The 12392-nt window shown below is 64.6% G+C and carries 13 protein-coding genes; 8 read left to right on the top strand and 5 right to left on the bottom strand.

Annotation, left to right across the window (positions count from 1 at the left end):
- Positions 1-217 precede the first annotated feature (217 nt).
- The 7 genes from prfB (at position 218) to NMG10_RS05650 (ending at position 7018) form a co-directional block, all read left to right on the top strand.
- Positions 218-1313 (top strand): peptide chain release factor 2 gene (gene prfB / locus NMG10_RS05680; protein WP_203651053.1). Its coding sequence is split into 2 segments (ribosomal slippage): positions 218-289 and positions 291-1313, totalling 1095 coding nucleotides; the frame shifts between segments, so codons are not numbered across the junction.
- A gap of 95 nt (positions 1314-1408) precedes the next feature.
- Positions 1409-2911, top strand: coding sequence for a lysine--tRNA ligase (lysS, locus tag NMG10_RS05675; protein WP_254463942.1), 1503 nt, complete (start codon positions 1409-1411; stop codon positions 2909-2911).
- 190 nt (positions 2912-3101) lie between these two features.
- Complete coding sequence (locus NMG10_RS05670; protein ID WP_062574968.1) at positions 3102-3806, top strand: TetR/AcrR family transcriptional regulator; 705 nt, start codon at positions 3102-3104, stop codon at positions 3804-3806.
- 29 nt (positions 3807-3835) lie between these two features.
- Positions 3836-4384 carry a hypothetical protein gene (locus tag NMG10_RS05665; RefSeq protein WP_254463941.1) on the top strand — a complete coding sequence of 183 codons (549 nt, stop codon included), beginning with the start codon at positions 3836-3838 and terminating at the stop codon, positions 4382-4384.
- 138 nt (positions 4385-4522) lie between these two features.
- Entirely contained in the window at positions 4523-5800 is a 1278-nt protein-coding gene (locus NMG10_RS05660) for a flavohemoglobin expression-modulating QEGLA motif protein (RefSeq protein ID WP_232857714.1), read from the top strand.
- On the top strand, positions 5772-6695 hold the full coding sequence (locus NMG10_RS05655) for an alpha/beta hydrolase (protein ID WP_254463940.1): 924 nt from the start codon (positions 5772-5774) through the stop codon (positions 6693-6695). The genes NMG10_RS05660 and NMG10_RS05655 overlap by 29 nt, the downstream gene beginning before the upstream one ends.
- Positions 6692-7018: a hypothetical protein gene (locus tag NMG10_RS05650; protein WP_028691570.1), complete on the top strand. Its 327-nt coding sequence runs from the start codon at positions 6692-6694 to the stop codon at positions 7016-7018. Before NMG10_RS05655 ends, NMG10_RS05650 begins: the two co-directional genes overlap by 4 nt.
- 29 nt (positions 7019-7047) lie before the next feature.
- On the opposite strand, the gene NMG10_RS05645 is transcribed toward NMG10_RS05650, so the two are convergent.
- From NMG10_RS05645 to NMG10_RS05625, 5 genes are all read right to left on the bottom strand, one after another.
- Complete coding sequence (locus tag NMG10_RS05645; protein ID WP_254463939.1) at positions 7048-7365, bottom strand: type II toxin-antitoxin system RelE/ParE family toxin; 318 nt, start codon at positions 7363-7365, stop codon at positions 7048-7050.
- Positions 7319-7603: a type II toxin-antitoxin system Phd/YefM family antitoxin gene (locus tag NMG10_RS05640; protein ID WP_186716353.1), complete on the bottom strand. Its 285-nt coding sequence runs from the start codon at positions 7601-7603 to the stop codon at positions 7319-7321. The genes NMG10_RS05645 and NMG10_RS05640 overlap by 47 nt, the downstream gene beginning before the upstream one ends.
- 140 nt (positions 7604-7743) lie before the next feature.
- A complete protein-coding gene (locus NMG10_RS05635; RefSeq protein ID WP_254463938.1) occupies positions 7744-8532 on the bottom strand; it encodes an OmpA family protein in 789 nt (262 codons plus the stop codon).
- A gap of 49 nt (positions 8533-8581) precedes the next feature.
- On the bottom strand, positions 8582-8995 hold the full coding sequence (locus NMG10_RS05630; RefSeq protein WP_028691568.1) for a DUF4398 domain-containing protein: 414 nt from the start codon (positions 8993-8995) through the stop codon (positions 8582-8584).
- Between the two features lie 255 nt (positions 8996-9250).
- On the bottom strand, positions 9251-9595 hold the full coding sequence (locus NMG10_RS05625; RefSeq protein WP_050704382.1) for a hypothetical protein: 345 nt from the start codon (positions 9593-9595) through the stop codon (positions 9251-9253).
- Positions 9596-9739: 144 nt separating this feature from the next.
- On the opposite strand from NMG10_RS05625, the gene ppc reads away from it, so the two are divergent.
- The gene (ppc, locus tag NMG10_RS05620; protein WP_254463937.1) at positions 9740-12367 is read left to right on the top strand and encodes a phosphoenolpyruvate carboxylase; all 2628 of its coding nucleotides are present in this window, start codon (positions 9740-9742) and stop codon (positions 12365-12367) included.
- Positions 12368-12392: the final 25 nt, after the last annotated feature.

Below are 12392 nucleotides of genomic sequence, written 5' to 3'. Positions count from 1 at the left end.
ATGACGCAGCTGTCGCTAGCGGGTTATGGGGCTAGACTCCTGATCGGCAACGGCAACGGCAACGGCAACGGCAACGGCAACGGCAACGGCAACGGCAACGCCGGAAATAGGGCGTAATGGGGATTGCGCCCAGACCGCCCGGCGGGTCTGCCGCCAGCCCCCAGACTCGGTTATACTCGCGGGCTTTTCACCGAATTCGCACGAGAGCTGCCCGCCCATGGAAATCCAACCGATCCTGAACACCATCAAGGACCTCACCGAGCGTTCCCAGTCTATTCGGGGGTATCTTTGACTACGATCACAAACATGATCGTCTGGTCGAAGTAAACCGCGAGCTGGAAGACGCCGCCGTCTGGAACAAGCCCGAATACGCCCAGGCCCTGGGCCGCGAGCGCGCCATGCTGGCGCAGGTGGTCGAAACCCTCGACAAACTGTCCAATGGCCTTGGCGACTGCAAGGACCTGCTCGACATGGCCGTCGAAGAAGGTGACGAAGGCGCCGTCAGCGATGTCGTGACCGAGCTGCAAGGGCTGGAGGAATCCCTCGCCCTGCTCGAGTTCCGTCGCATGTTCAGCGGCGAGATGGACCCGAACAACGCCTACCTGGACATCCAGGCCGGCTCCGGCGGCACCGAGGCCCAGGACTGGGCCAACATCCTGCTGCGCATGTACCTGCGTTGGGCCGACAAGCGTGGTTTCGACGCCACCATCATCGAACTGTCCGAGGGCGAAGTCGCCGGCATCAAGGGCGCCACCGTGCACATCAAGGGCGAGTACGCCTTCGGCTGGCTGCGCACCGAGATCGGCGTGCACCGCCTGGTGCGCAAGAGCCCGTTCGACTCCGGGGCCCGTCGCCACACCTCGTTCTCGGCGGTGTTCGTCTCGCCCGAGATCGACGACAAAGTCGAGATCGAGATCAACCCGTCCGACCTGCGCATCGACACCTACCGCTCCTCGGGCGCCGGTGGTCAGCACGTCAACACCACCGACTCGGCCGTACGTATCACCCACGTACCGACCAACACCGTGGTGGCCTGCCAGAACGAACGTTCGCAGCACGCCAACAAGGATACCGCCATGAAAATGCTGCGGGCCAAGTTGTACGAGCTGGAAATGCAAAAGCGCAACGCCGCCTCGCAAGCCCTGGAAGACAGCAAGTCGGACATCGGCTGGGGCCACCAGATCCGCTCCTACGTACTGGATGACTCGCGCATCAAGGACCTGCGTACCGGCGTCGAGCGCAGCGACTGCAACAAGGTGCTCGACGGTGATATCGACGAATACCTGGAAGCGAGCCTCAAGCAGGGCCTGTAACCCGTACACCACCGCCGCGATACCAGGCCCGACGGGCCGGTATCGCCTGCCCTGCCCGACAGGGGCAACGAACACCTGATGGAAAGAATGACGACATGAGCGACCTCAAGACCGAAGCGCAAGACCTGCAACAGGAAGAAAACGCCCTGATCGCCCTGCGCAAGGAAAAACTTGCCGCCGAGCGCGCCAAGGGCAATGCCTTCCCCAACGACTTCCGCCGCGACAGCTACTGCAACGATCTGCAGAAGCAGTACGCGGACAAGACCAAGGAAGAGCTGGAAGCAGCCGGCATTCCGGTCAAGGTCGCCGGTCGCATCATGCTCAACCGTGGCTCGTTCATGGTCATCCAGGACATGACCGGTCGCATCCAGGTCTACGTCAACCGCAAGACCCTGCCAGAAGAAACCCTGGCTGCGGTCAAGACCTGGGACCTGGGCGACATCATCAGCGCCGAAGGCACCCTGGCCCGTTCCGGCAAGGGCGACCTGTACGTCGAGATGACCAACGTGCGCCTGCTGACCAAGTCGCTGCGCCCGCTGCCGGACAAGCACCACGGCCTGACCGACACCGAGCAGCGCTACCGCCAGCGCTACGTCGACCTGATGGTCAACGAGGAAACCCGCCACACCTTCCGTGTGCGTTCGCAGGTGATCTCGCACATCCGCAAGTTCCTCATCGAGCGCGACTTCCTCGAAGTCGAAACCCCGATGCTGCAGACCATCCCAGGCGGCGCCGCGGCCAAGCCGTTCGAAACCCACCACAACGCCCTGGACATGGCCATGTTCCTGCGCATTGCGCCGGAGCTGTACCTCAAGCGCCTGGTGGTCGGTGGCTTCGAGAAGGTGTTCGAGATCAACCGCAACTTCCGTAACGAAGGCGTTTCGACTCGTCATAACCCCGAGTTCACCATGCTCGAGTTCTACCAGGCCTACGCCGACTACCGCGACAACATGGACCTCACCGAGGAACTGTTCCGCGAGCTGGCGCAGCTGGTACTGGGCAGCACCGACGTGCCGTACGGCGACAAGGTGTTCCACTTCGGCGAGCCGTTCGTGCGCCTGTCGGTGTTCGACTCGATCCTCAAGTACAACCCGGAGCTCACCGCCGCCGACCTGCAGGACGTCGACCGTGCTCGCGAGATCGCCAAGAAAGCCGGCGCCAAGGTGCTCGGCCACGAAGGCCTGGGCAAGCTGCAGGTGATGATTTTCGAAGAGCTGGTCGAGCACAAGCTGGAACAGCCGCACTTCATCACCGAGTACCCGTTCGAAGTCTCGCCGCTGGCCCGTCGCAACGACGACAACCCGGCCGTGACCGACCGCTTCGAGCTGTTCATCGGTGGCCGCGAGATCGCCAACGCCTACTCCGAGCTCAACGATGCCGAAGACCAGGCCGAGCGCTTCCTGGCCCAGGTGGCCGAGAAGGACGCCGGTGACGACGAGGCCATGCACTATGACGCCGACTTCGTTCGTGCCCTGGAGTACGGCATGCCGCCGACCGCTGGTGAGGGCATCGGTATCGACCGTCTGGTGATGCTGCTGACCAACTCGCCGTCGATCCGTGATGTGATCCTGTTCCCGCACATGCGCCCACAGGCCTGAGCGATCTGAACAAGCCGCCTTTCGAGGCGGCTTTTTCATGCCTGAAGCTCTATGTTGTTTGTGCCGGCACCTTCGCGGGTAAACCCGCTCCCACAGGGGCGTCGCACATAACCTGTGGGAGCGGGTTTACCCGCGAAGAGGCCGGCACCGGCAACCCACTGTTCATGAGGTACCTCCAGTGACCCCCGCAATGCCCCACCAGGGCGCCGCCGGCATCGCCACCGCCGTCGCCGAGAGCGTGCAGTACCAGGGCCGCAAGACCGCCCGCCAGGGCAGCGAACAGCGCCGCCAGCAGATCCTCGACGCTGCCATGCGCATCGTCGTGCGCGATGGCGTGCGCGGCGTGCGCCACCGCGCCGTGGCCGCCGAGGCCGCTGTACCGTTGTCGGCCACCACCTACTACTTCAAGGACATCCAGGACCTGCTGGCCGATACCTTCGCCCAGTACGTCGAACGCAGCGCGGCCTACATGGCCAAGCTGTGGACCAACACCGAAGGCGTGCTGCGCCAGTTGCTGGCCCAGGGCGACGGCACCCCCGAGGCCCGGGCGCACCTGGCCGATGAAGTGGCGCGCATGCTGGCCGACTATGTCCTGCGCCAACTGAACAACCGCCGCGATTTCCTCATGGCCGAGCAAGCCTTTCGCCAGGAGGCGCTGCTGTGCCCACGCCTGGCCGAACTGGTGCAGGCCCACGAGCAGATCCTGCTGCATGGCGCGCGGCAGATCCTGCAGGTGGTTGGCTCGCGCCAGCCCGAGCAGGATGCCCAGATGTTGACGGCGATAATCGAGCAGATGGAATATCAGGGCCTGCTCAAGGATGCGAATGCGCAGGCCGATGAGCAGATGCTCGCTATCCTTGTCCGATACCTGCAGATGGTGCTGGCCTCGGCCTGAGTGGCGAACGACTTTTCAAGGAGAACCTGATGAAAGCCTGGCGTGTGGTGTTGTTGACCTTGTCATTCCTCCTGCTGGGCGGTTGTCTGGTGACGTTTGACGAGCCGCTGCCGGCCAACCAGCCGGCGCCTAAGACCCTGCTCGGGCAGTGGAGCAGCAAGGACGCCTGGGGCCAGCCGCTGAAGCTGAGCATCAGCCGCGCCGGCGGCAACACCTACAAGGCGGTGGCCCGCGCCCAGGGCAAGGCGCCCGAGGAGTACGCGTTCACCGTGGCCCGGCACGGCAACCGCTGGTACCTGTCGGCCGGCGTGCCCAAGCGCCTGGGCGGCAACTTCCTGATCGGTGGCTTCGAGGTGATCGACGGCAAGCAGCTGGTGGTCTACAACCTCGATGTCGAGCAGGTGCAGCAGGCCGTCGCAAAGAAAGAACTGAGCGGGCGCAATACCGAAGTGCCGGAAGATAACGGCGAGGGCGTGCTGATCGACAGTCCGACCGAGCGGGTGCTGGCGTACCTGGACGATCCCGCCAACTCCGATCTGTTCGTCGAGGTGGCGCGCTTCCAGCGTGTTGGCAAATAGTGGCGACAGTGTGTGCCTTTTCGCGGGTAAACCCGCTCCCACAGGCACTGCGCAGCTTTGCCGACGGTGCTGAACCTGTGGGAGCGGTTTTACCCGCGAAAAGGTCTGGCACGTATTTGAACCGTTAAGGAGTCCCGCGTGGACGAGTACCAGCAGACCATACGCACGTTGTCCGACCGCATCGTCGCCACCCAGACCCCGATCCGCGTGCTTGACGCAGTGAAATGGGACGACGGCATCCGCCAGGGCTTCCTCAAGGCCAAGGGCAAGGAGCCACCGGCGGTGGACCGTGCCTACTACCAGAGCCGCCCGCTGTCGTTCGACTCCAGCGCGGTGAAGGCCGAGTTCCAGAGCATCGAGCGCGACATCACCCGGCAATTGGGCCAGTTCAACCCGGTCGGGCAGATCATGCGGCGCATGTGCAAGGAATACCGCATGGTGGTGCGCATGCTCGAGGCACGCGGCACCGAGGACTTCGGATTGATCTCCCAGGAGCTCTACGGCGCCGCCTCCGATGCTTTCCACGCCGGTGATCCGACCCTGGCCGACCTGGGCCTGATGCTCTCGGACTACCTGAACAACATCGACGGTCGCGGCGACCTGAAGGACGAACCGAAGAACCTCACGGCCAAGGAAGCGGTGGCGATCCTCCAGCGTCGCCTGAACAAGGTGTTCGGCGAAGCCGAGGAGACCATCCGCGTGTTCGAGTCCGACGGCATCGTCGCTGACGCCGCGGCCGGCGCCGACTACATCAAGGTGCGCGCCGACGCGATGTTCAACAGCCGCGACGTGCGCGCCCTGGAAGTGCATGAAGGCCTGGTGCACGTCGGCACCACCCTCAACGGCCTGAACCAGCCGATCTGCACCTTCCTGGCCAAGGGCCCGCCCTCGTCGACGGTGACCCAGGAGGGCCTGGCCATCCTCATGGAGGTGATCGCCTTCGCCTCCTACCCCAGCCGCCTGCGCAAGCTCACCAACCGCACCCGTGCCATCCACATGGTGGAGGAGGGCGCCGACTTCCTGCAGGTCTTCGAGTTTTTCCGTGGCCAGGGCTTCGAGATGGGGCAGAGCTACAGCAATGCCAGCCGGGTGTTCCGTGGTTCGGTGCCCAATGGCCTGCCATTCACCAAGGACTTGTCCTACCTCAAGGGCTTCATCATGGTTTACAACTACATTCAGTTGGCCGTGAAGAAGGGCAAGCTCGAGCAGATCCCGTTGCTGTTCTGCGGCAAGACCACCCTGGAAGACATGCGCACGCTGCGCCAGCTGGTCGAGGAAGGGCTGGTCGAACCGCCCAAGTACCTGCCCGAGCAGTTCCGCGACCTCAACGCGCTGTCGGCCTGGATGTGCTTCTCCAACTTCCTCAATCACCTGAGCCTGGACCGTATTGAAGCCGACTACGCGAACATTCTTTGACGCCTGCCGTCACCTCGCCTTCGGCCTCGGGTTGCTGCTGTTGAGCGGCTGCAGCAGCCTGCTGTTCTACCCTGAGCCCGGCCAGCCGTTCACCCCGGAAATGGCCCGCCTGCAGTACCAGGACCTGACCCTCAACGCCGCCGACGGCACGCGTCTGCATGGCTGGTGGCTGCCTGTGCCGCAGGGTGTCGAGGTCAAGGGCACGGTGCTGCACCTGCATGGCAATGGCGGCAACCTGGCCTGGCACCTGGGCGGCAGCTACTGGTTGCCGAAAGAGGGCTACCAGGTGCTGATGATCGACTATCGCGGCTATGGGCTGTCCCAGGGCAAGCCGACATTGCCTGACGTGTATGGCGACATCGGCGCGGCGCTGGACTGGCTCGACAAGGCGCCCCAAGCCAAGGGCAGGCCGCTGGTGCTGCTGGGCCAGAGCCTCGGCGGGGCCATGGCCATCCACTACCTGGCCCAGCACTCCGAGCAGCGCCGACGCTTCAGCGCCCTGGTGTTCGATGGCGTGCCGGCCAGCTACCGGGCGGTGGGGCGTCATGCACTGAGCACTTCGTGGATGACCTGGCCGCTGCAGGTGCCGCTGTCGTGGCTGGTGCCGGACGGCGACAGCGCGATCAACTCGATCGCCCGCCTGGACAGCCCGCCGAAGCTGTTCTTCCACAGCATCGACGACAACCTCGTGCCGTTGGACAACGGCCTGCGCCTGTACCGCCAGGCGCCGCCGCCGCGGGTGCTGCAGCTTACCCGGGGCGACCATGTGCAGACCTTCGCCGACCCGACCTGGCGCCAGGTGATGCTGCGCTTCCTGGAAGACCCTACCCATTTCAACGGCCTGCGCCGCCTGGCCGAAGTACCCAACTACCCTGACGAGAAGAACAAGCAATGAGTGAAGAACGCAACGCCATCCCGCTGATCCTGACCGGCGTCGGCAGCATCATCGTGACGGTGGGAGCCCTCTGGTACTACGGCTACCTGCATTTCGCCAAGCCCGAGGATGCGCTGTTGTTGCAGGATTTCACCATGCTCAAGACCATTCCGGGGGAAGACTACAAGGTCTCGCTGACGCCGGCGCCGCAAGTGGCACAGTGCATCGATGGCGTGCTGGTGCTGTTCGATACAGAGCAAAAGGGCCTGACCGGGGTGCTGGTGGACAACCGCAAACGCGCGGTGCGCTGCATGGGGCAGGAGACGCCGCAGCAGGTGCAGTGAATGATGGGGCTGCTGCAATGCGGCCCGATTCAGTTCAATCGCGCGCTGGCGACTGAATAGACATCGCATCTTTCACGTTTGCCGATCGCGATGACAAGCACTACCACACGCTGATCAATCACCTGGTAGACCAAGCGGTAGCCGGCTGATCTCAATTTGATCTTGTAGCAATCAGCCATGTTATTGAGCCGGTCTTTTTCAACCCTGGGTCGAGCCAGCCGGGCCTTGAGTTTCTTGGCAAGCTGCAGGCGCAATGTGGGTTCGAGCTTGCGGTACTCCTTGTACGCTCGTGAATCAAACTCAAGGTTGTAGCTTGCTGTCGCGCTCTGCGTCGGCGATGAGCTCATCGATATCCACCCTCACGGTAGGCCCGCCAAGTCGCTGGCGTACCAGCTCGGCCAGTTGGATATCGTCAATCAGATCCATCATCGCCTCGTAGCGCTCTGGTGGTACTGCGTAGAAGGCGGGCTCGTTCCGATTGAGGATCACCACGGTTTCACCGTGCGCTTGGCGAATGGTGCCCATTGGGTCTTTCTTAAGGTCGGTGATGGATGCTGCCAGATCGGCGAGGACAGGGTAGGTCATAGTTGTATCAACCCATTTGTCGAGAAGGATGGTTGCCTCAGTTTAGTGCTTTTAAAGGTGTCTTCAAAGGTGCTCTTGACGGAAGGTCAAGCATGAAAAAACCCGCCATCAGGCGGGTTCTTTCATTCAGACAGCAGCCCTCATTGGACTTGGCTCACCGCCCGCGGCGCCACCGGCTGGTTGTCGTTGGAGATGGTCACCTCCACCCGACGGTTCTGCGCGCGGCCCGAGTTGCTGCTGTTGTCGGCCACCGGGTACTCCTTGCCGTACCCCTGGGCGACGATGCGCGCGGGATCCACGCCGGCACGCACCAGTGCCATGCGCACGGCGGCGGCGCGGCGCTCGGACAGGGTCTGGTTGTAGTTGGCCGAGCCGACACTGTCGGTGTAGCCCTCGACGATCACCTTGCGCTCAGGGTTCTCCTGGAGGAACTGGGCCAGCTTGGTGACGTTGGGGTAGGCGCTGCTCTTGAGCACGGCCTTGTTGAAGTCGAACAGCACGTCACCGAAGGTCACCAGGGTGCCACGGTCGGTCTGCTTGGCGTTCAGGCTGTCCTGCAGCTTCTTGATCTGCGCGTCGCGGGCGTCCAGCTTGGCCTGGGCGCGCTGGGCGGCGGCGTTCTTGAGTTCGGCCTCGGCGCCGCGCAGGGCGATGGTCTGCTTGGCCACTTCGACACGCTGGTTGGTCAGGTAGGCGAGCTGGTCGACTTTCTTCGAGTCTTCGCGCTCCATGTAGGCCTTGTCGGCCTTGTTCAACCAGTCCTGGGCGTCCTTGGTCTCGAGTGCGGCCACCTTGCTCGATTGCGGGTCGCTCTGCAGGGCGGAGAAGTTGGTGCGGGCCGACTCCAGGTTGGCGTTCGGGTCGTGGGAGCAGGCGGCGAGGCCCACGCTCAGGGCCAGCAGGGCGGGAATCATGACGTAGTTGCGCATAGTGTTCATCCTTTGATCGTTAACGAAGGCTCATGAGGCAGGGCAGGGCTCATTCGGCGCTGCGCAGGCCTTCCTCGCGTACATCGTTGATACCCTGGCGGGCATCCTGCACGGCCTTCTGGGCCTTGGCCGCCTGGGCCTTGCGCTCGGCGACGCGGGCGTCCCACTCAGCTTGTTCGGCCAGCAGCTTGGCCTGGTCGTACTGCTTGTCGTGCATGGCGATCTCGGCCTTCTTGAACTTGTCCTGGGCAGCCTTCATTTCCACTGCGGCGAACTCGGTGCCACCGGCACTGACCGCCGAGTTGACTGCCGATTGGGTCACGGCGTATTGCTCAGTCGGCGGTTTGCCCGCGCAGCCGGCCAGCACCAGGCTGCTGCCCAGGGCCAGCGCGGCCAGCTTGAGCCCGCGCAGGTGAGTGGAGGAAGGTTGTGCGATGCGGGTCTTCATGGTGGTCAACTCCATTGGGTCACTCCTGTTAAACGACGATGCCACGTGGTGGCTATCGCTGTTCCCCTGTGGCCAGCGTCGGGCGCAAAGGCCCGTGTTTACAGGGTTTTGCCGTGATGGCTATTGGCTGTGACCGAGGCGTTTTTTGAATAGTTCAGAAAAATTTGCACGCTAAAGGTATTTTTTTCTGACTAATCAGTCAGCGGAATTTCCATGGAACTTCCGCTGTGGATGACGGTATGCCGGGTCTTGCCCGGCACCCGGAAAGGCTCAGTGCGACTGCTCTTCCCGCACCCGGCCAAGGGCCTGCAGGTGGCGCCGGGAGAGGGCCAGGAAGCGCGGCGTCGGGCCGATGTCCTCGTACAGCGGGTCGCCTTCCTCGTCGGTGGCGATCACCTGCTGGCCCTTGATGTAGGGGAAGCTGGCCTCCAGTTCCTCGAGCGCCGCCGCCACCAGTTCGCCCAGCAGTTCCTCTGGGCTGCGCTTGGGGTACATGTCGATCAGCGCGGCCAGGCGCGCTTCGGCTTCCATGTCCAGGTGCAGGACATGGCCGGTGGGGCTCAGGCGGCCGGCGGCGTTCTGTTCCCAGTGCTGGGCGAGTTGGCGAATTTTCATGATGACCTCTGTCAAAGCCTGGTAATGGCATTGCTTCGGATGTCCTGTGTTCACTTTAGTTGCTCTGGCCGCTTCTGGCTTGCCAGGCGCAGGCACGAGTGGGCACTCTTGGGCGCATGCGGTTTCCTGGAGTGGAGAAGGCTGATGAGTGATATCGATCTGCGCTTGCGCGAGGATGTGCACCTTTTGGGAGAACTGCTGGGCGAGACCATCCGCCAGCAGCATGGCGAGGCGTTCCTGCAGAAGATCGAGGACATCCGCCACAGTGCCAAGGCCGACCGGCGCGGGCAGGGCGAGCGACTGAGCTCGACCCTGGGTGACCTGGCCGAGGAGGACCTGCTGCCGGTGGCGCGGGCGTTCAACCAGTTTCTCAACCTGGCCAACATCGCCGAGCAGTACCAGCTGATCCGGCGTCGCGACGCCGACCAGCCCGAGCCCTTCGAGGCGCGGGTGCTGCCGGAACTGCTGGCGCGGCTGAAGACGGCGGGCCACGGCAACGATGAGCTGGCCCGGCAACTGGCCAGGTTGAACATCGAGCTGGTGCTTACCGCCCATCCCACCGAGGTAGCCCGCCGCACCCTGATCCAGAAGTACGACGCCATCGCCGCGCAACTGGCCGCGCAGGACCACCGTGACCTCGTTCCCGGCGAGCGCCAGCAGGTGCGCGAACGCTTGCGCCGCCTGATCGCCGAAGCGTGGCACACCGAGGAGATCCGTCGCACCCGGCCGACCCCGGTGGATGAAGCCAAGTGGGGCTTCGCGGTCATTGAGCACTCGTTGTGGCAGGCGATCCCCAACCACCTGCGCAAGGTCGACGCGGCCTTGTTCGAGGCCACCGGGCTGCGCCTGCCGCTGGAGTCGGCGCCAGTGCGCTTCGCCTCCTGGATGGGCGGTGACCGCGACGGCAACCCCAATGTCACGGCGGCGGTCACCCGCGAAGTCCTGCTGCTGGCGCGCTGGATGGCCGCCGACCTGTTCTTGCGCGATATCGACGGCCTGGCCGCCGAACTGTCCATGCAGCAGGCCAGCGCCGCCCTGAAAGACAAGGTCGGCGACAGCGCCGAGCCTTATCGCGCCCTGCTCAAGCAACTGCGCGACCGCCTGCGCGCCACCCGCGCCTGGGCCCATGCCTCGCTGACGAGCACGCAGCCGGCCAGCGCCGCGGTGCTGGTGGACAATCGCGAGCTGATCGCGCCGCTGGAGCTGGCCTACCAGTCGCTGCATGAATGCGGCATGGGTGTGATCGCCGACGGCCCGTTGCTCGACTGCCTGCGTCGGGCGGTGACCTTCGGCCTGTTCCTGGTGCGCCTGGACGTGCGTCAGGATGCCGCCCGTCACCGTGACGCGCTGTCGGAAATCACCGACTACCTCGGCCTCGGTCGCTATGCCGAGTGGGACGAGGAGCGACGCATCACGTTCCTTCAGGCTGAGCTGAAAAACCGTCGCCCGCTGTTGCCGGCGCACTTCCAGCCCCAGGCCGAGACGGCCGAGGTGCTCGCCACCTGCCGCGAGATCGCCGCCGCGCCTGCGGCGTCGCTGGGGTCGTACGTGATCTCCATGGCCGGCGCGGCCTCCGATGTGCTGGCGGTGCAGTTGCTGCTGAAGGAGGCCGGGCTGACCCGGTCGATGCGCGTGGTGCCGCTGTTCGAGACCCTGGCTGACCTGGACAACGCGGGCCCGGTGATGGAGCGCCTGCTCGGTTTGCCGGGTTATCGCGCAGGCCTGCAGGGGCCACAGGAGGTGATGATCGGCTATTCCGACTCGGCCAAGGACGCCGGCACCACCGCGGCGGCCTGGGCCCAGTACCGCGCCCAGGAGAACCTGGTGCGCATCTGTCGCGAGCATCAGGTCGAGCTGCTGCTGTTCCATGGCCGGGGCGGCACGGTCGGGCGCGGTGGCGGTCCGGCCCACGCGGCGATCCTGTCGCAGCCACCGGGCTCGGTGGGCGGACGTTTCCGCACCACCGAGCAGGGCGAGATGATCCGCTTCAAGTTCGGCTTGCCTGGCATTGCCGAGCAGAACCTCAACCTCTACCTGGCCGCCGTGCTGGAGGCGACCCTGCTGCCGCCGCCACCGCCGGAGCCGGCCTGGCGCGCATTGATGGACCAGCTGGCCGCCGATGGCGTCAAGGCCTACCGCGGCGTGGTGCGCGAGAACCCGGACTTCGTCGAGTACTTCCGCCAGTCCACCCCCGAGCAGGAGCTCGGCCGTCTGCCGCTGGGCAGCCGGCCGGCCAAGCGCCGCGCCGGGGGCATCGAGAGCCTGCGGGCGATCCCGTGGATCTTCGGCTGGACCCAGACAAGGCTGATGCTGCCGGCCTGGCTGGGCTGGGAAACGGCGCTGAACAATGCCCTGGCACGCGGGCAGGGGGCGCTGCTGGCGCAGATGCGCGAGCAATGGCCGTTCTTCCGCACCCGCATCGACATGCTGGAGATGGTCCTGGCCAAGGCCGATGCACAAATCGCCGAGGCCTACGACGAACGTCTGGTGCAACCCGAACTGCTGCCGTTGGGCGCGCACCTGCGCGACCTATTGTCGCAGTCGTGCCAGGTGGTACTGGGCCTGACCGGGCAGCCGGTGCTACTGGCGCACAGCCCGGAAACCCTGGAATTCATCCGTCTGCGCAACACCTACCTGGACCCGCTGCACCGCCTGCAGGCCGAGTTGCTGGCACGCTCGCGCAGCCGTGAAGCCGCTCTGGACAGCCCGTTGGAGCAGGCCTTGCTGGTGACCGTGGCGGGGATCGCGGCAGGTTTGCGCAACACCGGCTGAGGTTGTTCGAGGCCGGTCGTGGTCA

Origin of the sequence: Pseudomonas sp. DVZ6 (assembly GCF_024259445.1) — a bacterium.
Taxonomy (GTDB): Bacteria; Pseudomonadota; Gammaproteobacteria; order Pseudomonadales; family Pseudomonadaceae; genus Aquipseudomonas; species Aquipseudomonas peradeniyensis.
The sequence above is the reverse complement of the archived record's forward strand: the minus strand, read 5'-3'. Positions and strand labels throughout refer to the sequence as shown.